25 protein-coding genes are annotated in these 26891 nt (G+C 38.1%); 18 read left to right on the top strand and 7 right to left on the bottom strand.

Annotation, left to right across the window (positions count from 1 at the left end; translation table 11 throughout):
- The first annotated feature begins 70 nt into the window (after positions 1-70).
- The gene (locus CD138_RS07310) at positions 71-3520 is read left to right on the top strand and encodes a pyruvate carboxylase (protein WP_019168167.1); all 3450 of its coding nucleotides are present in this window, start codon (positions 71-73) and stop codon (positions 3518-3520) included.
- Between the two features lie 142 nt (positions 3521-3662).
- On the opposite strand, the gene CD138_RS07305 is transcribed toward CD138_RS07310, so the two are convergent.
- A complete protein-coding gene (locus CD138_RS07305) occupies positions 3663-4577 on the bottom strand; it encodes a COX15/CtaA family protein (RefSeq protein WP_019168166.1) in 915 nt (304 codons plus the stop codon).
- Positions 4578-4782: 205 nt separating this feature from the next.
- On the opposite strand from CD138_RS07305, the gene cyoE reads away from it, so the two are divergent.
- Together cyoE and CD138_RS07295 are read left to right on the top strand one after the other, a co-directional pair.
- Complete coding sequence (gene cyoE / locus CD138_RS07300; RefSeq protein ID WP_019168165.1) at positions 4783-5694, top strand: heme o synthase; 912 nt, start codon at positions 4783-4785, stop codon at positions 5692-5694.
- Between the two features lie 27 nt (positions 5695-5721).
- A complete protein-coding gene (locus CD138_RS07295; RefSeq protein ID WP_019168164.1) occupies positions 5722-6183 on the top strand; it encodes a DUF420 domain-containing protein in 462 nt (153 codons plus the stop codon).
- Positions 6184-6455: 272 nt separating this feature from the next.
- Here the strand turns inward: CD138_RS07295 and CD138_RS07290 are convergent, their stop codons facing one another.
- Complete coding sequence (locus CD138_RS07290; RefSeq protein ID WP_019168163.1) at positions 6456-6911, bottom strand: hypothetical protein; 456 nt, start codon at positions 6909-6911, stop codon at positions 6456-6458.
- Between the two features lie 413 nt (positions 6912-7324).
- Here CD138_RS07290 and CD138_RS07285 point away from each other — a divergent pair, with 413 nt between their 5' ends.
- Both CD138_RS07285 and CD138_RS07280 read left to right on the top strand, forming a co-directional pair.
- The gene (locus tag CD138_RS07285; protein WP_019168162.1) at positions 7325-8395 is read left to right on the top strand and encodes a CAP-associated domain-containing protein; all 1071 of its coding nucleotides are present in this window, start codon (positions 7325-7327) and stop codon (positions 8393-8395) included.
- Position 8396: 1 nt separating this feature from the next.
- Positions 8397-8840: a YlbF/YmcA family competence regulator gene (locus CD138_RS07280; protein ID WP_026066823.1), complete on the top strand. Its 444-nt coding sequence runs from the start codon at positions 8397-8399 to the stop codon at positions 8838-8840.
- A gap of 60 nt (positions 8841-8900) precedes the next feature.
- On the opposite strand, the gene CD138_RS07275 is transcribed toward CD138_RS07280, so the two are convergent.
- On the bottom strand, positions 8901-9833 hold the full coding sequence (locus CD138_RS07275) for a lysophosphatidylglycerol phospholipase D (RefSeq protein ID WP_019168160.1): 933 nt from the start codon (positions 9831-9833) through the stop codon (positions 8901-8903).
- Positions 9834-9928: 95 nt separating this feature from the next.
- Here CD138_RS07275 and CD138_RS07270 point away from each other — a divergent pair, with 95 nt between their 5' ends.
- The gene (locus CD138_RS07270) at positions 9929-10174 is read left to right on the top strand and encodes a YlbG family protein (RefSeq protein ID WP_019168159.1); all 246 of its coding nucleotides are present in this window, start codon (positions 9929-9931) and stop codon (positions 10172-10174) included.
- 2 nt (positions 10175-10176) lie between these two features.
- Here the strand turns inward: CD138_RS07270 and CD138_RS07265 are convergent, their stop codons facing one another.
- Entirely contained in the window at positions 10177-10566 is a 390-nt protein-coding gene (locus CD138_RS07265) for a DUF7147 family protein (RefSeq protein ID WP_019168158.1), read from the bottom strand.
- 62 nt (positions 10567-10628) lie between these two features.
- Here CD138_RS07265 and rsmD point away from each other — a divergent pair, with 62 nt between their 5' ends.
- Both rsmD and coaD read left to right on the top strand, forming a co-directional pair.
- Positions 10629-11180: a 16S rRNA (guanine(966)-N(2))-methyltransferase RsmD gene (gene rsmD / locus CD138_RS07260; RefSeq protein ID WP_019168157.1), complete on the top strand. Its 552-nt coding sequence runs from the start codon at positions 10629-10631 to the stop codon at positions 11178-11180.
- The gene (coaD, locus tag CD138_RS07255; RefSeq protein WP_019168156.1) at positions 11173-11664 is read left to right on the top strand and encodes a pantetheine-phosphate adenylyltransferase; all 492 of its coding nucleotides are present in this window, start codon (positions 11173-11175) and stop codon (positions 11662-11664) included. The genes rsmD and coaD overlap by 8 nt, the downstream gene beginning before the upstream one ends.
- 623 nt (positions 11665-12287) lie before the next feature.
- On the opposite strand, the gene CD138_RS07245 is transcribed toward coaD, so the two are convergent.
- Entirely contained in the window at positions 12288-13424 is a 1137-nt protein-coding gene (locus CD138_RS07245) for a nucleotidyltransferase (protein WP_019168155.1), read from the bottom strand.
- A gap of 126 nt (positions 13425-13550) precedes the next feature.
- Here CD138_RS07245 and CD138_RS07240 point away from each other — a divergent pair, with 126 nt between their 5' ends.
- From CD138_RS07240 to pheT, 5 genes are all read left to right on the top strand, one after another.
- Positions 13551-14090 carry a YceD family protein gene (locus CD138_RS07240; protein WP_019168154.1) on the top strand — a complete coding sequence of 180 codons (540 nt, stop codon included), beginning with the start codon at positions 13551-13553 and terminating at the stop codon, positions 14088-14090.
- A gap of 56 nt (positions 14091-14146) precedes the next feature.
- A complete protein-coding gene (gene rpmF / locus CD138_RS07235; protein WP_014614214.1) occupies positions 14147-14320 on the top strand; it encodes a 50S ribosomal protein L32 in 174 nt (57 codons plus the stop codon).
- A gap of 114 nt (positions 14321-14434) precedes the next feature.
- A complete protein-coding gene (locus CD138_RS07230; protein WP_019168153.1) occupies positions 14435-15181 on the top strand; it encodes a TrmH family RNA methyltransferase in 747 nt (248 codons plus the stop codon).
- A 407-nt stretch (positions 15182-15588) separates the two neighbouring features.
- Positions 15589-16659, top strand: a complete 1071-nt coding sequence (gene pheS / locus CD138_RS07225) for a phenylalanine--tRNA ligase subunit alpha (protein WP_019168152.1) — start codon at positions 15589-15591, stop codon at positions 16657-16659.
- Complete coding sequence (gene pheT, locus CD138_RS07220; RefSeq protein ID WP_019168151.1) at positions 16646-19051, top strand: phenylalanine--tRNA ligase subunit beta; 2406 nt, start codon at positions 16646-16648, stop codon at positions 19049-19051. Before pheS ends, pheT begins: the two co-directional genes overlap by 14 nt.
- Positions 19052-19145: 94 nt before the next feature.
- Here the strand turns inward: pheT and merB are convergent, their stop codons facing one another.
- Positions 19146-19739, bottom strand: coding sequence for an organomercurial lyase (gene merB / locus CD138_RS07215; protein ID WP_019168150.1), 594 nt, complete (start codon positions 19737-19739; stop codon positions 19146-19148).
- Between the two features lie 590 nt (positions 19740-20329).
- Positions 20330-21268: a ribonuclease HIII gene (rnhC, locus tag CD138_RS07210; protein WP_019168148.1), complete on the bottom strand. Its 939-nt coding sequence runs from the start codon at positions 21266-21268 to the stop codon at positions 20330-20332.
- 142 nt (positions 21269-21410) lie between these two features.
- On the opposite strand from rnhC, the gene zapA reads away from it, so the two are divergent.
- From zapA to trxA, 5 genes are all read left to right on the top strand, one after another.
- Positions 21411-21677: a cell division protein ZapA gene (gene zapA / locus CD138_RS07205; protein WP_019166359.1), complete on the top strand. Its 267-nt coding sequence runs from the start codon at positions 21411-21413 to the stop codon at positions 21675-21677.
- 1 nt (position 21678) lies between these two features.
- Entirely contained in the window at positions 21679-22200 is a 522-nt protein-coding gene (locus CD138_RS07200; RefSeq protein ID WP_019168147.1) for a CvpA family protein, read from the top strand.
- Positions 22201-22272: 72 nt separating this feature from the next.
- The gene (gene polX / locus CD138_RS07195; RefSeq protein WP_019168146.1) at positions 22273-23982 is read left to right on the top strand and encodes a DNA polymerase/3'-5' exonuclease PolX; all 1710 of its coding nucleotides are present in this window, start codon (positions 22273-22275) and stop codon (positions 23980-23982) included.
- A gap of 15 nt (positions 23983-23997) precedes the next feature.
- The gene (locus CD138_RS07190) at positions 23998-26346 is read left to right on the top strand and encodes an endonuclease MutS2 (protein WP_019168145.1); all 2349 of its coding nucleotides are present in this window, start codon (positions 23998-24000) and stop codon (positions 26344-26346) included.
- A 78-nt stretch (positions 26347-26424) separates the two neighbouring features.
- The gene (trxA, locus tag CD138_RS07185) at positions 26425-26739 is read left to right on the top strand and encodes a thioredoxin (protein ID WP_019168144.1); all 315 of its coding nucleotides are present in this window, start codon (positions 26425-26427) and stop codon (positions 26737-26739) included.
- Positions 26740-26891: the final 152 nt, after the last annotated feature.

Here is a 26891-nt window from a genome sequence, read left to right as displayed (position 1 = left end):
TGTATAAGAGACAGGCTATAATAGATATTGTATTTTTAGAATTTTCCCACTATTAAGGAGGTTCACATTCATGAAGCGTATACATAAGTTATTAGTTGCAAACCGCGGTGAAATCGCTATTCGAATTTTTCGAGCAGCAACAGAATTGAATATCAAAACGGTAGCCATCTATTCTAAAGAAGATATGGGATCGTTACATCGATATAAAGCAGACGAGTCGTATTTAGTAGGTGAAAACTTAGGTCCTGCAGAAAGTTATTTAAACATTGAACAAATTATTAAAGTCGCGAAAGAAGCAGATGTGGATGCGATCCATCCAGGTTATGGTTTTTTAAGTGAAAACATGCAATTTGCTCAGCGTTGTGCCGAAGAGGGCATTGTTTTTATCGGTCCACATGTCGAACATTTAGATATGTTTGGAGATAAGGTTAAAGCACGTGAAACTGCCATTAAAGCGGATTTGCCGGTTATTCCAGGTACGGATGGGCCAGTAGAGGGCTTTGAAGCAGCGCAAAGTTTTGCTGAACAAGCTGGTTTTCCATTGATGATTAAAGCAACAAGTGGCGGTGGCGGTAAAGGGATGCGCATTGTGAGAGAAGCATCTGAATTACAAGAGGCTTTCACACGTGCTAAATCAGAAGCAGAAAAATCATTTGGTAATAGTGAAGTGTATATCGAAAAATTTATCGATCAACCGAAACATATTGAGGTACAAGTGATTGGAGATGAAGCGGGCAATATCATTCATCTGTATGAAAGGGACTGTTCGGTTCAACGTCGTCATCAAAAAGTGGTTGAAGTAGCACCATCAGTGAGTTTACCTGATGAATTGCGCGAACAAATTTGTGAAGCGGCTGTCGATTTAATGCGCAAAATTAAATATGTCAATGCAGGAACTGTTGAATTTTTAGTTTCTGGTAACGAATTTTACTTTATTGAAGTGAATCCACGTGTCCAAGTAGAACATACGATTACGGAAATGATCACAGGTGTGGACATTGTTAAAACACAAATTTTAATTGCAGATGGACAGTTATTGCATGACGAAGCCATTGCGATGCCACAGCAAAGTGACATTCGTACATTAGGTTATGCGATTCAATGTCGTATTACTACGGAAGATCCAACGCAAGATTTCATGCCGGATACAGGGCGTATCGTGGCCTATCGTTCAAGCGGTGGTTTCGGTGTCCGCTTAGATGCTGGTGATGCTTTCCAAGGGGCGGAAATTTCACCGTATTACGATTCACTCCTCGTGAAAGTGTCGACACATGCGATCAGTTATAAAGAAGCGAGAGAAAAAATGGCTCGCTCTCTTCAAGAAATGCGCATTCGTGGGGTGAAAACGAACATCCCATTTTTACGCAATGTGATCCAACACGACAAGTTTGCTTCTGGTGATTACACAACTAAATTTTTAGAAGAAGCGCCTGAATTATTCACGATTAAAACGTCGCGTGATAGAGGTACAAAAACGTTAGAATATATCGGTAATGTCACAATCAATGGCTTTCCAAGTGTTGAAAAAAGACCGAAACCTCATTTTGAGAAACCTCATATTCCAACGACAGATACGAAGACGATTGCTTCATTAAGTGGTACGAAGCAGTTACTTGATGCAGAAGGACCTCAAGCTGTGGCAGAGTGGGTCAAAGCGCAAGAAGATGTGTTGCTAACAGACACGACATTCCGCGATGCACATCAATCTTTACTCGCAACACGTGTGAGAACGCATGATTTACTCAAAATTGCACCAGAAACAGCACAAGTGATGAAAGACAATTTCTCACTTGAATTATGGGGCGGTGCAACATTTGATGTGGCGTATAATTTCTTGAAAGAAAACCCATGGGAACGTCTCGAAAAGTTAAGAAAAGCCATTCCGAATGTCCTATTCCAAATGTTGTTACGTGCTTCCAATGCAGTCGGTTATCGCAACTATCCTGACAATGTCATTCAAAAATTTATTGCAGAAAGTGCGGATGCGGGCATCGACGTCTTTAGAATATTTGACTCGTTGAACTGGTTAGAGCAAATGAAAGTCGCTAACGAAGCCGTTCAAAAAGCAGGGAAGATTTCTGAAGGGACCATTTGTTATACAGGCGATATTCTAAATCCTGAACGTTCTAATATTTATACGCTAGAATACTATGTGAAACTTGCGAAAGAACTAGAACGTGAAGGTTTCCATATGTTAGCGATTAAAGATATGGCTGGACTATTGAAACCAAGAGCAGCATATGAATTGATTGGTGAATTGAAAGCAGCTGTGGATTTACCGATTCACCTCCATACCCATGATACTAGTGGTAACGGTATTCTCGCGTATAAAGAAGCCATTGAAGCGGGTGTTGACGTAATTGATACAGCAGTTGCAGCGATGTCAGGTTTAACAAGTCAGCCAAGTAGTAATTCACTTTATTATGCAATGAGTGGTTTTGAACGTAATATTCGTATGGATATCGAAGGCCATGAAACACTTTCACATTATTGGGATGCGGTTCGTCCATATTATAGTGATTTTGAAAGTGATATGAAGTCACCACATACAGAAATTTATCAACATGAAATGCCAGGGGGCCAATATTCAAACTTACGTCAACAAGCGAAAAGTTTAGGCCTCGGTGAACGTTTCAGTGAAGTGAAAGACATGTACCGCCGTGTGAATTTCCTCTTTGGTGATATTGTGAAAGTGACACCATCATCAAAAGTTGTCGGGGATATGGCACTTTATATGGTACAAAATGAATTGGATGAAACGTCTGTCATTGAGCAAGGTCATAAATTGGATTTCCCTGAATCTGTTGTCTCATTCTTTAGAGGCGATATCGGTCAACCTGTGAACGGATTTAATGAAACATTACAGCGTGTCATTTTAAAAGGCCAACAACCTTTAAATGAACGCCCAGGTGAATATTTAGAGCCAATCGATTTTGAAGCTTTACGAGAAGAATTGCAAGAAAAGCAACAAGATCCAGTGACCGAGCAAGACTTAATTAGCTATGCGTTATATCCAAAAGTTTATGAACAATACATGCAAACGTATGAGACTTTTGGCAATGTTTCGAAGCTCGATACACCGACATTTTTCTTCGGTATGCGTAACAATGAAAAAATTCAAATTGAAATTGATAAAGGTAAGATTTTAATTGTTGAATTGAAAACAATTACGGAACCTGATGAAAATGGTGTACGTACTGTATTCTTTGATATGAATGGTCAAGCACGTCGTATTCAAGTGAAAGATGAGAATATCCAAACATCTCATTTAGCGAAAGTGAAGGCGGATAAAGGCAACCCAAGTCATATTGGTGCGCAAATGCCGGGGACAATTATTGAAGTGAACGTTGCTGAAGGTGATCAAGTAGAAGCGGGACAATCGCTCATTATTAGTGAAGCCATGAAAATGGAAACGACAGTACAAGCGCCGTTTAAAGGGACAATCACAAAAATTCATGTGAGCGCCAATGATAGCGTGGAGACACAAGATTTATTGATTGAAATTGAAGCTGAAGGATAAACGTGAATGGGAAAGCATTTCGGTGCAGTCCATTTTAGAAATTGAATCATATGTGACATGGGGCATCCATATAACAAACCCATCAAAAAAGACATCAAACAACGATAATGCTGTTTGATGTCTTTTAATTGACCTATCCATTTTATACTTCTTGATCTCCACGATTCGTACGTAAGATTAACAAAATGAAATAACTAATCATACCGAACAATAGCGTGATGAATAACGCATGAAATAAGGCGATAATCAAATTCACGTTAGTAACAATAGAGAGTGCCCCTGTGACAACTTGTAAAATAATTAAAATAAAGCTCACTGTATACCCGTAATGAATCGTTCTAATTATTGGATAATGTCTGACTGCATGGATATACGTAAACATAATGACGAAAAATGCAAGCATCGCCATCAGTCTGTGTGCCAGTTGAACCCAATCATGTACATCATGAGGCACAATGTCGTTAAATGGCAACGGCCATGCACCGTACGCTAGACTTGAATCTGTATGTCTTACAAGTGCCCCTGTGTAAATTGTTAAATACACAACAATTGTCATGAGCCATGTATAGCGTTGCAATGGTTTACGGATATGGACTTTATTCGCTTCGTATTTTTTATCCATGTCAAAAATGATTAATGTTAACACGAAAACAGAAGAAAAGCTGATTAAAGAAATTCCAAAATGAAGCGCTAATACATAATCATTTTGTTGCCACATCACGGCAGCTGCACCCACTAAAGCTTGGATGAGTAAAAAGCCAATACTAATGATACCTAAAGGCTTCACTTCTTTAATATGCCCAATATTTTTCCAAGATGTAATCACTAACCATGTCACAAAAATAACAGATAATCCAGATACAGCTCTGTGACTCAATTCAATAATTGTTTCTATCGGTAGGTTTTGTGGTAATAATGCGCCATGACACAGCGGCCAGTCTGAACCACAACCATCTTCAGAACCTGTTTTTGTTACGAGTGCACCACCAAGCTGAACCCAAGTCATAATCAATGTCGTTACGACAGCAAGCCACTTTAGGTTTCGCTTTTTAAACAATCTCAAACACCCCATTATGTATCAAATTAAATAATCTCTCTTCAACATCATTCACATTATAACAAAAACTGAACTAAAAAATGTGACTTTATCATGACGTTTTTTGAATGTCGTTAAAGTGTCACAAATTTTTCTTATTTTAACTAGTCATTCTTGATGCTTTCATATATCATGAATATATATGTTATTTTAAGGGGGGGAACTGATGTCCAAATCAGAGGTTGTATCACAAACTTCCGGTCGTATTACTTATCAAGAACTGAAACAAATTATTAAGTTAGGTCTTGTTCAAGGCAACTTAATTCCATCGTTTGCGGGCGCGTGGTTAGCTATTGTTTTGACACATCATGCATTTTTAGCTTCTATTCCACAAATTATTGTGATGATGATAGGTTCTACATTAGTAATGGGCGGAGCATGTGCATTGAACAATTTTTATGACCAAGATATTGATCAATTAATGCCAAGTAAACAAAATCGACCAACTGTTAACAATCGTATTTCAGATCGTCATTTATTGTTATTAAGTTTTGGTATGATGGTCGTGGGTGAAATATTATTGTTCATGTTAAATATGCCAGCAGGTGTGATTGGACTCGTTGGTATCGTTGGTTATGTCTCATTTTATTCCATTTGGTCAAAGCGACATACAACATGGAATACTGTGGTAGGCAGTGTGCCTGGAGCGGTACCACCATTAATCGGTTGGGTCGCGATTGATGGGCACTTAAGTTTGATGGCGTGGGCATTGTTTTTAGTTGTGTTTTGTTGGCAACCGATTCATTTTTACGCATTAGCTATTAAACGTAAAGATGAATATGCAATCGCACATATTCCAATGTTACCATCTGTTAAAGGCTTTACGCGCACACGTGTGAGCATGTTTTTATGGCTGATTGCGTTATTGCCACTACCATTTTTAATGCAAGATTTAGGTATGGTTTTCGTTGTATTAGCATCATTACTGAACATCGGATGGATTGCATTAGGGCTTACAAGTTTTAAATCGTCAGCGAATGAAACAAAATGGGCAACAAAAATGTTTATTTACTCTTTAAACTATCTTGTTCTATTTTTTGCACTTGTTGTCGTGATTTCTTTAATACAATTAATATAGAAGAACTACGAGTGAGGAATGAATAAAATGAATGTACCTATTTTACCTACATTAAGTACAACTTGTATTGTAATTAGTGCCATTTTAGTTGCTATCGGTTGGCGCTTAATTTGGAAACGTCAAATTGAACGTCATAAAAAAACGATGCTGTGGGCTGCTATTTTTGCAGTGGTCTTTTTTACAATTTACGCAAGTCGTACGATCTTTATCGGTAATACAGCATTTGGAGGACCAGATTCAATTAAAGTTTTTTACACAATTTTCTTGGTGTTCCATATTACATTAGCAACAGTGGGGGCAGTACTCGGTTTAATCCAAATTTTCACAGGATTAAAAGATCGTTATAATGTTCACCGCAAAATCGGGCCTGTCGCATCAATCGTTTGGTTTTTCACAGCCATTACAGGTGTAGCGGTGTACATCTTACTTTATGTGCTTTATCCTGGTGGCGAAACAACTTCGCTCATTAAAGCGACATTTGGTTTGTAATGACGTCTACATATTAAAAAAGCAACAGATGAGGAAAACGCACTCATCTGTTGCTTTTTTAAATGTTAAGAAATTCTGGCGGTGCAACATTAAAATGATATGAATCTATCCTATACAGTGCATGTAGTAGATGTATTGTTCTACAGATTAATGCACGAAAAAGAGGCAAAACATGACACGATGTTTTGCCTCAATCGTTTCAATTCACATGTTTGCGAATCGAAATATATTTAAATACTCCAGTAAAATGAAGCTTTAATGAACGATCTCAATTAGTTATTTTGCATTTCTTTTTGATGTTGTGCAACTTGACTTTGTCTTAATACATCATACATGCTCGATAAGTTTTTGTGGTTGTTGTATGCAACTACATCAAAATCATCTTTTGTTGATGTTGTAGTAGTTTGAGCTTTTTGTCGCTCAGCAGCTTGACTTTGTCTCAATACGTCATACATACTAGATAAATTTTTGTGATTGTTGTATGCAATAACGTCAAACTCATCTTTTGAAGATGTTGAAGCAGTTTGAGCTTTTTGATGCTCAGCAGCTTGACTTTGTCTTAACACATCATACATGCTAGATAAGTTTTTATGATGGTTGTAAGCTGTTGCATCAAACTCATCGGATTGCGTTGCTGGTGCCTCCTCTGCTGCTTGTACGTTAGTACCTAGTAACCCCGCTAGACCAAGTGAAACGGAAAGTGCTGAAACTTTGAATAATTTGTTCATCGTTCTAATACCTCCTTCAATTGATATAAAAAGTATACCACCTTTGGAATAAATTGTAAATGAAAAGGCTTTATTTATCAAAAAATCACAGTTATAGAATAATTTATAAATGTTTAAAGTTGTTAATGATTAAAGTACAACTTTTTTACATGAGTGAGATTGATGGATCAATAAGTTTTCATTTGATGTCGTCGAACTACAAATTTTCAATGATAACTTTGGTTAATAGTAGCAAGTCTATTTCAACAGTGATACGATATAATGATATTAATGATGCGGGAATTTTTAATTTTGACCATTCACAAAGCACTTGAATGTTTTATAATGAATAGTGAGTTTTAAAGTCGGATAAATAAAATAGAGATGATCAGCTTTAAAATGGAAAATGAAAATGAAGAAGAGGGGGTGTTCGAATGAGAAGAAAATTGATTAAAGTTTTAGCAGTGTTGTTGTTAGTTGGCTTTTTAGTCTATTTGTTTTATTCCCCTCAACTTGAGTTTGATGTGTTAGAAAATCCAAATCGTACCAATCACCAACAACCAGAAAAACCTAAAAATGTGAACCAAAATGACGGTCAAAATCCTCAATTAGAAACTGGCGTCGGTACATATATTGGAAAATCGTTAAATCAAATCACGTCACAATTCGGTACACCAGATCGAATTTATTCCTCTCAACATGGCTATCATCAATACATTTATCACGGGGACAATCGTTACATGATTTTTTCACTTAAAAAGGATAAAGTAAAGTCTGTTTATGTGACGGGGGAAGGTACGGAAAAATTATCAGGACCAATTAAAATCAATGCAAAAGCGACTGATTTGTTTGATAAATTTTCAATCAATACAGAACCTCAATTTAAAGTGAATGGACAAACCTATCATTACGAGTTGTCAGATAAAGATGTTAAAACGCAGGCGCTGATCCAATTTGACGATACATTCGCGCAAGTGTTTATTGATCAGCAAAAAAATAAGGTGCTCGGACTACGCTATTTAGATAAAGAAGCTTTAGCAGATATGGATCCGTATGCTCAAAATGATGGAGAAGAGACGCCGCAGCCAACAGAAAAATCGACAGAAGCAGATGTACGTCCTCCAGATCAAAATGTGAATGAGCGACTGACATTGTATGAATTAACAAATGAAATGCGTAAACTGAATGAGCGCCAACCATTAAAAGTGAATGATACACTAGAAAATGTGGCGACTGTCGACTTGTTTAATTACAGCAATCAAAAAAATACGGAATTTACAGAAGAAAATTTGCTTAATTTGATGAAACAAACGCCATTAAATTATAAATCTGTATCACAAAATGTAGGGTATAACTTTAATGATGTACCGACATTGGTGCATAGTTGGATCAATTCAGATATTCACCGTTCACGTATGTTAAATTCAAAATACGTTGAAATGGGTGGAGAAGTCCAACGCCAATATTATATGCTAATTTTTTTAGAGAAAGGGGAGAATGCGTGACATGTATGATGAACCATTGATGCAAGTGCTGGATCAAACTGATGATTTAGCAGATCAAATTCGCCAATCTGAACTATTTGACGCATATCAAAAAGCCAAACACGCTTTAGTCAATGATAAGGAAGCACAACGTTTGTATGGTCAGTTTTTGAAAAGTAAGATCAATTATGATGAAGTGCAACGGTTTGGACGTTTTCACCCTGACTATCAAGAAGTGATGTTGAAAACGAGACGACTGAAACGTCAATATGAAATGCATGATACAGTCGTCGCGTTTAAGCAAAGTGAAACAGCACTTCAACAACTATTAGATGAGGTTGTGACGATGATTGCGAAGAGTGTCTCAGCACATGTCAAAATTGATGCGGGAACACCATTGTTTGAAGCTTTAACGACAGGTGGAGGATGTGCCACGGGTGCGTCGTGTCAATGTCGTATTTCATAGAGGGATTTTGACCCAAATAAGAAGTGGCTGGGAAACTATATGTCCTAGCCACTTCTTAATTTAGAATTGTTGTTTGTGATAAGCCGTAAGAAATTGTCGACCAATAGAAGGACGATCCGTGACAATTGTATGCACGCCAAGTGACACAAGATGGTGCATGGCATCGACACTATTAACGCCATAGTAACCCGGCATGCGATTCGTGTCATTCAACCATTGAATGAGCTTCGGTTGCACGAGCGGAATACCATGAAAGTGTGTGGGCATTTGAAATGTTTGTGCTTTTCCGTGATAACAATGCTTCAAACCTGTATAAAGTTTTAAAATCCCCTCTGTCACTTCGGCTTGACTTGCGCCGATAGCGACTGTACCGTTGCTGATTTTGTGGAAACGTTCAATTTGTTCGCGATAAAAGCTTGTCACGAGTACGCGTGATTCAGCATGATGTTGTACAATGACATCATATAAGCGTTGTGCAGCAATTTGTCCTTCATAGCTGTCCGGATGATCTTTAATGTCGATATTGACGCGCTGTTCAGGATAGCGCGACAAGAGCTCGCCCATCGTTAAAATTTTGGCATCTGGATGATTTTGGTAAGGGTGTTCGCCGTTAATGTCTTTAAAATGATAACCAGCATCTAAAGCTTTCAATGCTTCTAGTGTATGTGCGCTCACTGGGCCGGAACCATTCGTTGTACGATCTACCTCAGCATCGTGAAAGACAATCACTTGCTCATCCTTAGAAATTCGAATATCTGTTTCAAAGCCAGTCAATTGCATCTCGACAGAATAATCAAATGCCAGTGCAGTAGACTCAGGTCGTTCACCCATGCCGCCACGATGGCTTAAAATATAAGGTGCTTGACCACTGAAAAATGGTGGGACCACTTGAGGTGTCGGTGTGTTTTTGGTCTTTTGAAGCAATAGCGCCCCCGTTACAACAGAAGCAGCACCTATGAGCGTTCCTTTTAAAATTTGAGATTTGCGAGTCATCTTGAATTACCTCCCAGTTAAAATAACGTCATACTCATACTTTCCGAAGACAGTCACACATGGTACGATAATATTGTGAAATTCGAGGTGAAAAAATGGATATCATACAACGTGAAAATATAATTATTTATCTAAAAAACATGAAGCATGAACGTCATATTCGAAAATATGGTCATATTGTTTATACCAATTCACAACAAAAATACGTATCTATGTATGTGAATCAAAAGGATATTGACGATGTGGTGACACGCCTGATGAAACTGAAATATGTCACACGCGTTGTCGGCTCGCCTTATAAAGATTTGAAACAAGTGTATTCTAAAGAAGCAAACGAATAAGCTTATTCCAATGCAGGAATCCAATGTTGCAGTCGTAATACACTTTTTAAATAGTTAAAGTAAAGGTCAAGTTCAGGGTAGTCATCAGGTGCATGGACATCTACACCGACCATGTCGATATGGTAAGGCGTCGCATAAGATTGGATAAGCTCGTATTTACGATTGCTTTCTGGATAAGGATAACGCAAGGCATCGAGCATGATATACATCGCCTGGAATTTACGTCCTTCAGTCGGTTGCATAATGATGGCCACGGATGTCAGTTGACGTGTGGATTTTGGTGTATGGAAAAAGACGATACGATCGATACGTTCATGATTATATTCGATGAGCGTTTTGAATTCGTACAAATCCGTCAATCCATGTCCTAATACAATAAATGATTGTTGCATTTGGATTCCTCCTCTTAAATGAAAGTATATTAAAAATGAATTCGGATTGGAAGTGTAAAAACATGCGTGTCATCGCAGGAAAACATAAAAGTAAATCGCTCGAAACATTGGAAGGCCGAAATACGAGACCGACGATGGATAAAGTGAAAGAGGGTATTTTTAATAGTTTACATACAGTTGAAGGGCTCGGGCTCGATTTGTTTGCTGGCAGTGGTAGTTTAGGCATTGAAGCACTTTCGCGTGGGATGGACAAAGTCATTTTTGTCGATCAAAATATCCGTGCTGTTAAAGTCATTCAACAAAATTTGAAAAAATTGGATTTAACGCATCAAGCTGAAGTCTATAAGAATAATGCGGACCGTGCGTTAAAAGCGTTGAATAAACGAGAAATTCAATTTGATTTGATTTTTCTTGATCCTCCATACGAAAAAGGGCTCATTGATGAAGCGTTGAAAAGTATTCATCAATTTGATTTACTCAAGCAAAATGGTATTATCGTTTGTGAGTATAGCCATCGTGAATCCATTGATACTTCACTATTTGAAGAAGTCAAAAGCTATCACTATGGTTTAACTGACACATGTGTTTTGAAAAAAGGAGAAAGTCATGGTTAATACGAAAGCTGTTATTCCAGGAAGTTTTGACCCTATTACTAAAGGACATATCGATATCGTTGAAAGAAGTGCAGACCGTTTTGATGAATTGCACGTCTGTGTGTTACGAAACAGTAGTAAAAAGGGAACATTTACAGTAGATGAACGACTTGAGTTAATTGAAAAGTCTGTTGCGCATTTACCGAACGTGTATGTCCATTCATTTAGTGGGTTATTAGTGGACTTCTGTGATGAAATTGGTGCAACAACAATTATTCGTGGTTTGCGTGCGGTCAGTGACTTTGAGTATGAGTTGAGAATTACATCAATGAACAAAAAGTTGAATGACAAAGTGGAAACATTGTATATGATGAGTTCGACGGATTATTCATTTATAAGTTCAAGTATGGTCAAAGAAGTTGCACAATATGATGCCGATATTTCTGAATTTGTACCCAAGCATGTAGAAGAGGCATTGTTGAAAAAGTTCAAGCGTGAAAAGTAAATCGTGCTCACGTTTGAAAATACATATCATCTAGAGAAAAGTTAAATAAAAAAAGATGGGACATAATAAACTTTGGTTGTCTCAATTGTTTTATTTTAATCAAATTGCCTTCATTAATAACAATTCTAAGCATCACAATTGCCATGATGGGCTCGCGTTCCTAGGGGCTGACCCTACAACTAATCAACGCTTTAATGATACTGCCACATGTGTAGAGGAAGCGTTGATGGATTTTCGGGAGCAGTACAGAAATCTCATGTACAACAAAGATTTCGTAGTACTGCCCCCGCAAGGCTGACTAGACTTCTCAAAAGTAAAACATTGAGAAGTCAGACAGCTACTGCGTGAAATAGTAACCTCTATCAAAGTTAAAAGTTGTCATTTTGTTTTCAATTTCACCCCTCAGGAGTCTCGCCCATTTTAGCAATTAAATATCAAAATCACGAATGAATGAAGGTAACCCCATAAGATCCAATGATGATGTCTCATTCATCCTCATTCTTGGCTGTTTTATCATCATTAATCGGTATCTGTCTATAAAAAGAATAGGAGCTGGGAAAACTTAATGTCCCATACTCTTCCCACGATTTGTCAAGGAGCCATATGTTGTCTCACTTAAACATTCAACGACCACGCACATATACAGGTGTATTAAAGTCTGTCATGCTATCACCCGTCAAAACGTTATAAATCCCTGTTGCTTTGCCTTCATTTTGAAATAATTTTGCTGTCTCGCGATTGATCGTTGTGATGATACGGCGTTCAGGAAAATGTACCTTTAAATATTTCAAATAACGCTGACCTTGAGGCGTCATTGCCAACACTCTTACGGCATGGACTTCATCGGATACATCCGCATATTGAAAGTTCAACAACACATTCATTAAAATACGTTGAATATGGGTATAAGTATAACGCTTCGTCTTTAATTTTTGCATAAACGACGTATAGTCTGTGCTTGATAATGCTGCACGGTATAATCGATTTTCAAAGCCTTCACTCATCGTATAAATATGTTTTAATGTTTCAGGTGTCTGTTGTAAAATCGAAAATTTAAGCAGGTCGAATAAACGCTGTTGATCGTTAAAGGGTGTGGTCATTAAAGGGATGTTTTGTTCAGGTACCATTCTTTGCCATGTCAGGTCACCATTCACAATCCCTTTGCGAATTGCTGTACCACTTGCCATAGAAGCATGGTGCATGTCAGTATCGTGATGCTGAACTTCTGTTCGCGGAATCGTCATCGGTTGCATCGTACTTTGTTGGCGTTGTAATTGTTTAAGATAGGCGATAGCTAAAATGTTATTTGGTTGACTTAATAGGTCGCTTTGCAAAGTTTCAGCTGCAATTCTGGCATAACTTTTACCTGATTTGATGGCTGTTTGAAAAGCAGGCGTGTTTTCGAGTTGAATCAATTGTTGTGCAGCGTGTTCCAGTTGAGACAGCTCGCCGCTCTCACTCCCGAAACTTAAAACATCAGCTTGTAAGTAATCAGCAACTTTAACGCCCATTTGAGCGAAAATATCACTGGATGATAGTGAGCCGACTAACGGCATTTCGACGACTAAATCGACGCCTGCTGTTGCCATTTGTGCACGTTTAAATTTGTTGTACATCGCGGGCATCCCACGCATCATAAATTGGCCACTCATAATGGCGATGGTGACATCACTTTGAGAAAGTTGTTGACTTTGCTTGGCCTGATAGAGATGTCCGTTGTGAAAAGGATGATATTCTGTAATTATTGCGACACTTTTCATTTGCATTCTGTCCTTTCGTGTCTCATTATGAATATTGTATCAGAACTTAAGATGTTAAGAAAAAATCTTGACAACTTAACTATCAATAGTTAAAATAAATTTTGTGCTTGTTAGAGGTGAAGCCATATGAAGTGGTCAATAACACAATTGAGAAAATACCAAGGACAACCTTTTAAATTTAATCAGACCGTAACGTTTAACCATCTGATTCAAAACATGGATCTGTTAGACTTATCACCGATTGAAATCGAGGGTGAGTTGATTGTTAAATCGAATGAGGTTGTTGCGACGATGCATTTAACAGGGCAGTATACGATGGCGTGTGCGCGTACGTTAGTGCCTGTAGATGTTCCATTGGACGCAACAACAACGGAAGTATTTGATTTAGATGGTTTGTATGAGGATGAGGACGATGAACATTATCATCTTGTCACTAATGGTATGATTGATCTTCGCGAAATTGCCGAAGAGATTGTTATGCTTGAGAAACCAATGCGTGTCGTTGCGGATGACAGCGATCAAATGCTTACTGGTGGTCAAGGTTGGGAAGTTATTGACGAAGATAATTTGGATAATGACCCATCTCAAGATGAATCACATGTGAATGTCGATCCAAGGCTTCAGAAATTACAACAATTATACGATGATAGTAATCATGCACGCTAAGTTTTTTGAACTACGATGCGTCAAATGAATCGAATAAAAGGGAGGATTAACTAACCATGGCAGTACCAAAAAGAAGAACTTCTAAAACAAGAAAAAACAAACGCCGTACACATTTTAAATTAGCAGTACCAGGTATGCAAGAATGCCCAAACTGTGGTGAATTAAAATTATCTCACCGTGTATGTCCAAACTGTGGTTCATACAAAGGTGAAGAAGTCGTTTCTAAATAATAGACTTTTTACAGTAACTGGATATTAATGTAAAATAGGACTGGAACAATTATTGTTCCAGTCTTATTTTTTGAGCAATACACGAACTTAATGATGAAGTGAGATGAGACAAAAATGGAAGCAATCACATCGATACAGAACTCGAAAATTAAAAATTACAATAAATTAAAAAAGAAAAAAGAGCGCGATAAGCAAGGTTTGGCAATTGTTGAAGGATTTCACTTAGTTGAGGAAGCAGTCAAAAGTCAAATCAAGGTGACACAATTGTTTATGATCGAGCCGAAGCGTGTCCCAACAGAATTGATTGAAGCGGCTGAAGAAGTGTATGAGATTACACAAAAAGTGGCAGAAACATTATCGGGCACAGTGACACCTCAAGGCATTTTTGCGGTCATTGAAAAACCACAAGTTGACGTTACAACAGCGAAACAAGTGTTGATTTTAGATCGTATTCAAGATCCTGGCAACCTCGGGACGATGATTCGAACAGCTGATGCAGCGGGTTTAGACTTAATCGTGTTAACAAAAGGGACAGCTGATGTTTATCAAGATAAGGTATTGCGTGCGAGTCAAGGCAGTGTATTCCACATTCCTATTCAATACGTAGAAGATATGTCAACGTGGATGTCGACATTTGAAGGACCAATTTACGGTACAGCATTGCAAGATGCGACGACGTATCATCAAATCTCAAGCCAACAAGAAACTTTTGCACTCATTCTCGGCAATGAAGGTGAAGGGGTTGCGCCAGAGTTGTTAGCGCATACGACACAAAACTTGACGATTCCTATTTATGGCCAAGCCGAAAGTTTGAATGTCGCTATCGCAGCTGGAATTTTAATGTTTTATTTAAAGGGTTAGACTTTGGGTTGACCCTTAATGGACGCATGTATATAATAGACGTATTAACAATTCAACAAACTGCTGATAAAAAGACGTAAACTATTATCGAGATTGTTCAGGGAAGTCTGACATGAACTGTGAGTTGGGCTCAATCTACATAGTTTTTTTCACCTTTTTAGCTACTTAAAGAGATTTAAGTCGGAAGTAAAATCCGTTATCAATATGAATTCAGAGTGTATGTGTCTTGGATACATAAAACTGGGTGGTACCACGGAAGAGATTTCGTCCCAATAGTGCGGGCGGAGTCTTTTTTATTTGTGTGTGATGTGATTGAGGATACAAGACACATCCGACATTTGACATGATGAAGTGTGGTAAAGAGGTTTCAGTATGAATGGCGTTAAAGATTAAAAGGAGGAATGACAATGGTGCAAAATGAAGCAATGATTCAAATCAAAAATGAAGCAATGACTGATATTGAACAAGCACAAGATGAAAAAGCGTTACAAGATGTCAAAGTCAAATATTTAGGTAAAAAGGGTCAAGTGACAGGTCTAATGAAACAAATGAAAGACTTGCCAAAAGAAGATCGCCCAGCTTATGGACAAAGTGTCAATGAAGTACGTCAAGCGATTGAAGGGGCGATTACTGAACGTCAAACGATTCTTGCTGAAGCACAATTAAACCAACAGCTTGCTGAAGAGTCTATCGATGTGACATTACCAGGACGTACAGTTGCAACAGGGGCACAACATCCACTAACGCGCACAGTTGAAGAAATTGAAGACTTATTTTTAGGTTTAGGTTATGAAATTGTAACGGGCTATGAAGTAGAACAAGATTATTACAACTTCGAAGCGCTCAACTTACCAAAATCACATCCAGCACGTGATATGCAGGATAGTTTCTATATTACTGAAGAAGTGTTATTACGTACCCACACCTCTCCAGTACAAGCGCGTACAATGGAGCAACGTAATGGGCAAGGTCCAGTGAAAATCATTTGTCCAGGTAAAGTGTACCGTCGTGACTCGGATGATGCGACACATAGTCATCAATTTACACAAATCGAAGGCCTTGTAGTGGATGAAAATATTAAAATGAGTGATTTAAAAGGTACACTCGAATTATTGGCAAAATCACTTTTTGGTGCAGATCGTGAAATTCGTTTACGACCAAGCTATTTCCCATTTACAGAGCCATCTGTTGAAGTCGACGTATCATGTTTCAAATGTAAAGGAAAAGGCTGTAACGTGTGTAAACATACAGGATGGATCGAAATTTTAGGTGCGGGTATGGTACATCCGAACGTACTTGAAATGGCAGGATTTGATTCGAAAAAATATTCAGGATTTGCATTTGGTATGGGACCAGATCGTATCGCGATGTTGAAATACGGTATTGAAGACATTCGTCATTTCTATACGAACGACATCCGTTTCTTAAATCAATTTAAAGCAGTAGAAGATAGAGGTGAACAACATGTTAATATCTAAAGAATGGTTAGAAACATATGTAGATTTAGATGTTTCGGTTGAAGCATTGGCTGAACGTATTACACGTACTGGGATTGAAGTCGATGATATCCAAGACTTTACGAAAGATATTAAAAATTTAGTGGTCGGATATGTTGAGGACATTGCACCCCATCCAGATGCGGATAAACTCAACATTTGCCAAGTGAATATCGGTGAAGACGCCCCTGTACAAATTGTTTGTGGTGCGCCGAACGTAGGTGCTGGTCAAACGGTGATCGTCGCAAAAGTAGGCGGTCGTTTACCAGGTGGTATTAAAATTAAGCGTGCTAAATTACGAGGCCAAGTGTCTGAAGGCATGATTTGTTCACTTCAAGAGATCGGTCTACCAAGCAATGTTGTACCGAAAGCATTTGAAGATGGTATTTATCAATTTGCGACTGCCATCGAACCAGGTACAGATGCATTAAAAGCGTTGTATTTAGATGACCAAATGATGGAATTTGACTTAACACCGAACCGTGCAGATGCTTTAAGTATGATTGGAACAGCTTATGAGGCAGCTGCATTGTACGATAAAAAAGTGGTTAAACCTGAAACAACGGTGACAGCACAATCAAAGCTAGCACAAGAAACGTTAACGGTAAAAGTAGAAGATACAACGCAAGTGCCATATTACAGTGCACGTGTCGTTGAAAATGTCCAAATTGCACCATCACCGGAATGGATGCAAGCGCGTTTAATGAAAGCAGGCATTCGCCCAATCAATAACGTAGTCGATATTTCAAACTATGTGATGTTAGAATACGGCCAACCGTTACACATGTTTGACAAAGATCATATCGGTTCTAATGATATTGTCGTTCGACTCGCACATGAAAACGAAAAAATGACAACTTTAGATGATCAAGAACGTGAACTATTATCAAGTGATATCGTCATTACGAATGGTCAACAGCCAATTGCACTTGGTGGCGTCATGGGTGGCGATTTCTCTGAAGTGACACCAGAAACGAAAAATGTCGTTGTGGAAGGTGCGATTTTCAACCCTGTCGCAATTCGCCACACATCAAGACGTTTGAACTTGCGCAGTGAATCGTCAAGTCGTTTCGAAAAAGGTATCGCGACAGAATTTTTAGATGAAGCTGTAGACCGTGCATGTTATTTACTCGAAACATTAGCACAAGGTCAAGTGTTAGACGGCCGTGTGACAGATGGTGATTTAGGTGAATTGGTGACGGACATTACCATTACAGCGGATAAAGTGAATCGTACGGTCGGTTTCGATTTAACAGAAGAAGATATCGTACGTGTATTTGAACAACTCGGCTTTAACACAGAAATCACGAACAACGACATTCATGTGAAAGTCCCATCACGTCGTCGCGATATTACAATTGAAGCGGATTTAATTGAAGAAATCGCACGTATTTACGGTTATGACAATATTCCATCTACATTACCTGTATTTGAAGATGTGACAAGTGGTGCGCTTACTGACCGCCAACGTAAAACACGTGTCGTGAAACGTACATTAGAAGGGGCAGGTTTATCACAAGCAATCACGTACTCATTAGTAGATCGTGAACGTGCAACAGCCTTTACAACAGCAACACATGACACGGTGGAGTTGTTGATGCCTATGAGTGAAGCCCATTCAACATTACGCCAAAGTTTAATTCCACATTTGATTGATGCAACACAATATAACGTTGCACGTAAAAATCAAGATATTGCACTATATGAAATAGGAAATGTCTTTTTCGGTCAAGAAGGCGAAACGTTACCTGAACAAGTGGAATATTTAAGTGGGATTATGACGGGAGAATACGTATCGAATCCATGGCAAGGTAAAAAAGAAGTTGTTGATTTTTATCTTGTGAAAGGTATGGTTGAACGTATTGCTGATCAGCTCGCATTACGTTTCGAATATGAAACAACGCAAATCGATGGACTTCATCCAGGTCGTACAGCTGCAGTGACTTTAAATGGAGAAGCAATTGGTTTTATCGGTGAGTTACATCCAACAGTCGCGAAAACATATGATTTAGGTCGTACGTATGTTTTTGAACTGAATTACGAAAAAATCATGCAACAATCAGTCGGCTATATCAATTATCAACCGATTCCGAAATTCCCTGGTGTAACACGTGACATTGCACTCGTAGTAGATTCAGAAGTGCGTGCCGCAAGCCTTATTCAAACGATTCATCAAAATGGTGGTTCTATTTTGAAAGATGCACATGTATTTGATGTGTATGAAGGCGAACATATGGAAGCGGGTAAAAAATCTGTTGCGATTCGTTTAGCTTACTTAGATGAGAATAATACATTAACAGAAGAGCAAGTCACAAAAGTTCATGAAACGATTCTTGCAGCGTTAGAAGCTCAAGGTGCGACATTGCGTGGCTAATAAGTAAAAATATGAAACACCAAGTAACGCGTGAAGTTGCTTGGTGTTTTTTTGAGCTGGTTCGTTATATGAAGATGCACTTTAAATGATAGCCTCATGATTGACAACAGTGACCACATTCCACTGGCTGATATCGAAATAATGCTTTAGCGGTTTCATTCGCTTCATCTAAATTTAATATTTGATAAGGTCCCGTATATTGAACTTGTTTAAGATATTCTAGGGCATTTTGCTCGCTTGTAAAAAAGTGAATATAAGGACAACAGTCAACATTGCAATTTTCTTTTTTCAGCACATCTTTATATAAAACAAAAACGTCGTGTTCATTTCGATTGATGATATGTCCGTCTTTCATTTCAAGGTGGATGGGTGTGTGCGTCAATTCGTCTTCACTCTCAATCGTGATATTCGAATGAATCGTATAATGCACACCTATCGCATCAATCGCACACATTGCAAATACTGGCGACGTTTTTTGATTTGTGTATACTTTTTTATTCGTTGCTTTAAGTGAAATCGGATAAATAGAAATCAATTCACCATTTTCAGCAACAACAACATTTTTGTCGATGAGTGTTTGATATTTAGGCTTTACTTTAAAAGGTGTTTCTGGGTTGCGGCAAATATAGTGAATCATCTCAAGTCTTAAGTCATTCTCTGCTTCAGTTAAACCATGCGTAAAATTCAAGTCAATCCCTCAAATCGTAATTGTTTCGATTTATTATACATGGAAACACACTTTGAAGTAAAATGTAAAAGTCCAAATGAGCAAATAAAGTATAAATTTTGATTCGCAAAAAGCAAAAATGAATAAAATTGAAAAATCGTCTATCAAAACGTAAGAGAGAAGCAATAGATCAAAGAAGGCTAAAGATAACTAGATGCTTAGTAAATCAAAGGGGGAAAGGATTAAAGTCATTCACATGTTGAAAAACAGAAAAAACACATGAATCATCAATATTAAGAAGTTGAGATTCAATGACAAAAGACGTTGATTAAGAAAATAGTAATCGAAAGAAAAGCAGATGCGCACTGAGTCAAAGAGGTAAGGATTAAAGTCATTCACATGTTGAAAAAACAGAAAAGCAGCAAAGATTGCAAGAATCGCGCAAGACTCCTGAGGGATCAGCTGGCCCGGAAAATCCAATTTGGCTTCAAACAAATGCCTATTTCAATCAAGCCGAATTTAGTTGAAGGGCCAGCCCCTAGGAAAGCGCAGCGCGATTCAAGCAATCTAAGGTTGCAACGCCTACTGTCAACAAGTGTTCATAACCCCAATCAACGCTTTGAATTCACCAGTGCCAACGCTTTATTTCGGTTACTAAAATGACTTTTACTTATCCCATCAAGCACCTCAACCCCATACTTCTCAATCACTTTTGCCGCCGTCACATCTACCTTATGACTCGCACCTTTCAAAATCTCCATCCGATACCGTTTCGACAACTGATCCATATGTTTCACAAAAGCATACCGTGAAATAATACTCGCCGCCGCAATCGCCAATGACTTCGATTCACCCTTCGTCTCATATTTCGTTTTCTGACGCTCCGGCACTTCACCTAAAACATAGTGTTCGTAAACCTCGCGTTTCGCAAACTGATCAATCACAATATAATCGACCGCATTTACATCCACTTTCTTTAAAACATTTTTAATACATACATTATGTAAAACAGCTTTCATTTTTACCTGCGACCATCCGAGTTGTTTCCGTTCATTGTATTTCGGATTGTCTAAAACGAGTAAAGAATGCGGTAAAAATGTGACGAGTTGTTCCGCTAATTCAACAATTTTTTTATCAGTTAAACGTTTGGAATCATCGACACCTAATTCTTTCAAAACAGGAATATGTTGTGCAGAAACGTAAGACGCACAAACCGTTAAAGGTCCGAAATAATCGCCACTTCCTGCTTCATCACTTCCGATACAACTATGGGTATTATATGCGATGGTATTTGTTGAAGTTGCTTTTTTCTTTTTAGCTTCTTTTGTCGTTTCTGATGCTACGATGGATTCGCCCAATAATTTAAAACATACAGCTTCTGCATTTTTGCCTTGAAACATCACTTTTTGTGAATGATAAATACTGATAGTGACCCCTTCATATTTCGCTCGTGCACGCATGCCAGTAGGAAGATTTTCTGTGTCGAGTTGAAGTCGTTGCAAGAGTTGCTCGATTTCACTTGGATTGAGCTTTTTAACAATATTTGACATGTGATCACTCCACTTCTTTTTTTACTTTCAAATGGTAACATAGATTCAATAAGACTGGAACAATGATGATACACAAATAAGATCAACTCGTGTATAATGTACCATGATCAATCAAAAAGATAATAAGGCTAGGTGAGTGAAGATGGGTGAGTTTAAAAACCGAATCAATGTAACGATTAATGATCAAAACTATACGATTTTAGGGGAAGATGATCCTGAACGTATTCGTTATGTCGCTGACTTAGTAGATGGTAAAATTCGAGAGTTGGGACGTCGAAACGCAGGACTCGATTCTGTGCGAAAAGCTGTACTGACTGCGGTTAATGTAATGCATGAACTCGTGTTACTAGAGGAAGAAAATGCACTGTTAAGAGAAGAAATTCAACGTTTAAAACATAGAGGTCACTAATGTGTATCTACTATTGATTATAATCGTCTTGCTACTTTTTGCAATGACAGGCTTTCATAGAGGATGGAAAGTCAGTGCGTTACATTTTGGGAGTACATATTTTTCATTATGGGTTGCAGCTCAATTTTATCAACCACTCAGTCACTATTTTAGGTTGTTTATTCCTTATCCAAGAACGGTTGCTTTTGATACGCAATTTGCGATGAATATCGAGCATCCTGAAATGCGATTCAATGATGTCATCGTATTCCTTTTGCTTGTATTGATTGTAAAAACGATGTTGTATTTTGCGATTGGCAGTTTTAATGGTGTGTTTGCATTGCAACGTCTTGGATGGTCCAGTAGAATAGTAGGCGCATGTTTCGCTTGTTGTTCGGGCATTATTTTTATACATTTTGCTTGTTATGTCACTGCATTGTATCCAAATGAGATGATACAATATGCACTTGCACAATCACATGTGGCCCAATGGTGGATTACCGACATACCCTTTTTATCAGAATTTACATTGAATTTGAAATAAAACAGACGAACGAGGCTGAGACTGATATGTGTTGTCACATGGTTTCACCCTCTTTTTTAATGAGGTGATGAGATGACTAAGAAAGATGTAATTCGTTTATTAGAAGAAATCGCGACTTATATGGAGTTAAAGGGAGAAAATACGTTCAAAGTCTCTGCATATCGTAAAGCTGTACAAAGTTTAGAAGCAGATGAACGTACGATCGATCAAATTGAAGATGTGACAGCACTGAAAAATATTGGCAAAGGTGTAGGGGAAGTCATCAATACTTTTTTAGAAACGGGAGAATCACCAACACTGAATGCATTAAAGGAAGAAGTGCCAAGTGGTTTAATTCCGTTATTGAAAATTAAAGGGCTCGGCAGTAAACGTATTGCACGTCTTTATCAAGAACTGAATATTACGGATAAAGAATCATTTCAAAAAGCATGTGAAAACCATGAAATTAGCGCATTAGATGGCTTTGGTAAGAAAACAGAAGAAAAATATTTAGAAGCTGTTCGTGAATTAGGCGCTAAAAAAGATGCTTACCCTATTGATACGATGAAAGGATTAAATGCACTCATTACGAAGCACCTCCAATCGATTGAAGCGATTGAGCGTTTTGAAGTAGCGGGAAGTTTTCGTCGTAAGAAAGAAATGAGTAAAGATTTAGATTACATTATTAGTACCAATGAGCCGCTTGAAGTTCAACAGCGACTGTTAGCGATACCTGAAAAAGTGGAAGAAGTTGCAGTAGGGACAACAAAAGTCTCACTGGAACTGAGCTTTGATGACGAAACGATTGGCGTCGATTTTCGTTTAATTGAACCTGCTGCGTTTTACCATACATTGCAACATTTCACGGGTTCTAAAGATCATAATATTCGAATTCGACAAATTGCGAAACAAACGAACGAAAAAGTAAGTGAATACGGTATCGAACAACCAGATGGTACGTTGTTGCAACTCGATAGTGAAGCAGCGATTTATGAACATTTTGGTGCCAAGTGGATTGAACCAAGTATGCGTGAAGACGGGTCAGAATTTGACAAAGACTTATCAGAAATTGTGACACTCGATGACATTAATGGTGATCTTCATATGCATACGACTGCGAGTGATGGTGCATTTTCATTAAGAGAAATGGTCGAAGCGAATATTGAAAAGGGCTACAAGTTTATGTGTATTACAGATCACTCACAAAGCTTACGTGTGGCGAATGGCTTATCAGTTGAGCGCTTATTGAAACAAAACGAAGAAATTAAAAAGTTGAATGAAGAATACTCGGAAATTGATATTTATTCAGGAACAGAAATGGATATTTTGCCTGATGGTCGATTAGATTACGAAGATGAAGTACTGGCACAACTGGATTATGTCATTGCGGCAATTCATCAAAGTTTTAATCAATCAGAAGAAGAAATCATGAAGCGATTAGAAGCAGCATGTCGAAACCCATACGTTCGCCACATTGCACATCCAACAGGTCGCATTATTGGGCGTCGTGACGGTTACGCGCCGAATATGGCACAATTGATTGAGTTATGTCGTGAAACGGGGACAGTGCTCGAAATTAATGCGAACCCGAAACGTTTAGATTTAAGTGCAGACGTGTTACGACAAAATCCAGGTTTGAAAGTAACGATTAATACGGATGCGCATCATGTCGATCATTTAAATTTTATGAATTATGGCGTTGCGACAGCACAAAAAGGCTTCGTCAAAAAAGAAGATGTGATCAATACGATGTCTCGTGAAGCATTTAAGAAATTTATTACACAACCCAAAACTGTTGAATAGAAATTGAGGGATTGGATGAAACAAAAAACGTTAGAAATATTGGAATTTAATAAAGTCAAGTCATTGATTGCGCTAGAAGTCATCAGTGATTTAGCGATTGAAAAAGTAAAACAATTAACGCCATCGTCAGATTATGAGACGGTCGTTCATCAAATGAATGAAGTGGATGAAATTTCACACATTTACAATCAATATCGTTTGCCAAGTATGAGCGGCTTGTCTCGTGTGCAACCGTATATTAAACGTTCACAAATTGGTGGGACATTGAACGTACAAGAACTGAATGCGATTAAAGCGTTGATTCAAGTTCAAAATCAGTTTAAAACTTTTTATAATCAACTTGTAGAAGATGAAGAAGCCGTTCATTATGAAATTTTAGATAATCACATGCAACAACTTCCTGTATTGACGCATTTGTATCAATCGATTCATCAAAAATGTGACACTCAGGATTTATACGATTCTGCAAGTATGGAGTTACAATCGATTCGAAGTCGTATTGCTAAAACGAATCAACGTGTCCGTGCACAATTAGATCGTATCGTGAAATCTACAAGCAATCAGAAAAAGTTATCTGATGCGATTGTGACGGTAAGAAATGAGCGTAACGTGATTCCTGTGCGTGCAGAGTATCGACAAGATTTTAATGGGATTGTGCATGATCAATCTGCATCAGGGCAAACACTTTACATTGAACCTTCTGCTGTTGTTGAATTGAACAATCAAATCAGTCGTCTACGCAGTGAGGAAGCAACTGAAGTCCAACGCATTCTAGCTGAGTTAACCGCTGAAGTGGCTGAAGAAGCTGAAGCGTGTTTAATTTCCGAACAGATAATGGGGCATTTAGACTTTTTAATTGGTAAAGCCCGCTATGCTGCTAAAATTAAAGGGACAAAGCCGACATTTTCAAAAGAACGCCAAGTATATTTACCGAAAGCATTTCATCCGTTACTTGACCGAGAAACAGTTGTAGCGAATACGATTGAATTTGAGTCGTCTATTCAAACTGTCATTATTACCGGTCCGAATACTGGGGGTAAAACAGTCACATTAAAAACGTTAGGCTTAATTATTCTTATGGCGCAATCAGGGCTGTTAATTCCGACGCTAGATGGCAGTCAGTTGAGTGTGTTTGACAACGTCTTTTGTGACATTGGTGATGAGCAGTCGATTGAGCAGTCATTGTCTACGTTTTCTTCACATATGAAAACGATTGTGAATATTTTAGAAGAGGCGAATGATAAGAGTTTAATTTTATTTGATGAGCTTGGTGCAGGGACAGACCCAAGTGAAGGTGCGGCGCTCGCGATGAGTATTTTAGACCATGTGCATCAAATGGGCGCACTTGTCATGGCAACGACACACTATCCAGAATTGAAAGCGTACAGTTACAATCGTGAAGGTGTGATGAATGCAAGTGTGGAATTTGATGTAGATACTTTAAGTCCGACATACAAACTGTTAATGGGTGTGCCAGGGCGTTCGAATGCATTTGATATTTCGAAACGTTTAGGTCTTGGCTTGAAAATCATTAACCATGCGAAATCCATGATTGGTCAAGATGAACAAGAAATTAATGAAATGATTGCGTCACTTGAAAAAAATGCAAAACGTGTGGATGACCAACGTATTGAGCTTGATCGTCTCGTCCGTGAAGCGTCTCAAATTCATCAAGATTTATCTCGTGCGTACGAGCAATATCAAAATATGGAAGCCCGTTTAATAGAGGAAGCGAAAGATAAAGCAAATCAGCGTGTCAAAGCGGCGATGGAAGAAGCGGATGATATTTTGAAATCATTACGTGACATGCGTGATCAAAAAGGGGCCGAAGTCAAAGAACACGAGCTCATCGATCAACGTAAACGCCTAGAAGATCAATATGAAGCGAAATCCATTAAGCAAAACGTACAAAAACAAAAATGGGACGAAATCAAAGCGGGTGACGAAGTTAAAGTACTTTCTTATGGTCAAAAAGGGGAAGTCCTTGAAGTATTGAGTGATGACGAAGCAGTCGTTCAAATGGGCATTATTAAAATGAAATTACCATTAAGTGACCTTGAGAAAAAAGAAAAAGCAAAAACACAACCGAAAAAAGTCGTCACACGTACGAATCGTTCTACAGTAAAAATGGAATTAGACTTAAGAGGTTATCGTTATGATGAAGCGATGATTGCACTGGATCAGTATCTTGACCAAGCCGTACTCAGTAATTATGAAGATGTATATATCATTCATGGTAAAGGAACGGGGGCATTACAAAAAGGCGTACAACAACATTTGAAACGTCATAAAAGTGTCGCTACGTTCAGAGGTGGTATGCCAAGTGAAGGTGGATTTGGTGTGACAGTTGCCACATTGAAATAAATGAGCAACGATAATGAAATCAAGCATACAATTTGTTATAATTTTAACATCACACGATATTTAAGGAGGAAACTTCCTATGGCAATCATTGAAGTGCAAGATTCAAATTTTGACGAACAAATTCAATCAGGTGTTAAGTTAGTAGATTTTTGGGCAACTTGGTGTGGCCCTTGTAAAATGATTGCACCTGTACTAGAAGATTTAGCAAGTGATTACGAAGGTAAAGCTGACATTTTAAAATTAGACGTTGACCAAAACCAAGCAACAGCAGCAAAATTCGAAGTAATGAGTATTCCAACATTAATCGTATTTAAAGATGGTCAACCTGTAGATAAAGTTGTTGGATTCCAACCAAAAGAAAACTTAGCACAAGTATTAGATAAACATTTATAATCACAAATTCACTTCGATTATAATAAATGTGTTGAACAGTTAGAACATCAAATGACAGTCATTTGATTGAACGGAAAGCGCAGTCGGTGATGAGTGAGTCCGCGTGCTTGTATATTATGAAGTGAATCACCGTTGCGGGAGTGAAACAGTCA

Source organism: Staphylococcus intermedius NCTC 11048, from assembly GCF_002902385.1.
Lineage (GTDB): Bacteria > Bacillota > Bacilli > Staphylococcales > Staphylococcaceae > Staphylococcus > Staphylococcus intermedius.
This window is presented reverse-complemented; position numbering and strand designations above follow the sequence as displayed.

Coding starts and splice junctions, on each gene's coding strand:
- CD138_RS07265 (WP_019168158.1), bottom strand. CDS start 10,566: ATGCAACAATCATTTATTGTATTAGGACATGGATTGACGGATTTGTAC.
- CD138_RS07285 (WP_019168162.1), top strand. CDS start 7,325: ATGAGAAGAAAATTGATTAAAGTTTTAGCAGTGTTGTTGTTAGTTGGC.
- pheS (WP_019168152.1), top strand. CDS start 15,589: ATGGTGCAAAATGAAGCAATGATTCAAATCAAAAATGAAGCAATGACT.
- CD138_RS07190 (WP_019168145.1), top strand. CDS start 23,998: ATGAAACAAAAAACGTTAGAAATATTGGAATTTAATAAAGTCAAGTCA.
- CD138_RS07230 (WP_019168153.1), top strand. CDS start 14,435: ATGGAAGCAATCACATCGATACAGAACTCGAAAATTAAAAATTACAAT.
- zapA (WP_019166359.1), top strand. CDS start 21,411: ATGGGTGAGTTTAAAAACCGAATCAATGTAACGATTAATGATCAAAAC.
- CD138_RS07310 (WP_019168167.1), top strand. CDS start 71: ATGAAGCGTATACATAAGTTATTAGTTGCAAACCGCGGTGAAATCGCT.
- CD138_RS07275 (WP_019168160.1), bottom strand. CDS start 9,833: ATGACTCGCAAATCTCAAATTTTAAAAGGAACGCTCATAGGTGCTGCT.
- cyoE (WP_019168165.1), top strand. CDS start 4,783: ATGTCCAAATCAGAGGTTGTATCACAAACTTCCGGTCGTATTACTTAT.
- rsmD (WP_019168157.1), top strand. CDS start 10,629: ATGCGTGTCATCGCAGGAAAACATAAAAGTAAATCGCTCGAAACATTG.
- CD138_RS07270 (WP_019168159.1), top strand. CDS start 9,929: ATGGATATCATACAACGTGAAAATATAATTATTTATCTAAAAAACATG.
- CD138_RS07280 (WP_026066823.1), top strand. CDS start 8,397: ATGTATGATGAACCATTGATGCAAGTGCTGGATCAAACTGATGATTTA.
- CD138_RS07240 (WP_019168154.1), top strand. CDS start 13,551: ATGAAGTGGTCAATAACACAATTGAGAAAATACCAAGGACAACCTTTT.
- rpmF (WP_014614214.1), top strand. CDS start 14,147: ATGGCAGTACCAAAAAGAAGAACTTCTAAAACAAGAAAAAACAAACGC.
- rnhC (WP_019168148.1), bottom strand. CDS start 21,268: ATGTCAAATATTGTTAAAAAGCTCAATCCAAGTGAAATCGAGCAACTC.
- CD138_RS07245 (WP_019168155.1), bottom strand. CDS start 13,424: ATGAAAAGTGTCGCAATAATTACAGAATATCATCCTTTTCACAACGGA.
- coaD (WP_019168156.1), top strand. CDS start 11,173: ATGGTTAATACGAAAGCTGTTATTCCAGGAAGTTTTGACCCTATTACT.
- polX (WP_019168146.1), top strand. CDS start 22,273: ATGACTAAGAAAGATGTAATTCGTTTATTAGAAGAAATCGCGACTTAT.
- pheT (WP_019168151.1), top strand. CDS start 16,646: ATGTTAATATCTAAAGAATGGTTAGAAACATATGTAGATTTAGATGTT.
- CD138_RS07295 (WP_019168164.1), top strand. CDS start 5,722: ATGAATGTACCTATTTTACCTACATTAAGTACAACTTGTATTGTAATT.
- CD138_RS07290 (WP_019168163.1), bottom strand. CDS start 6,911: ATGAACAAATTATTCAAAGTTTCAGCACTTTCCGTTTCACTTGGTCTA.
- trxA (WP_019168144.1), top strand. CDS start 26,425: ATGGCAATCATTGAAGTGCAAGATTCAAATTTTGACGAACAAATTCAA.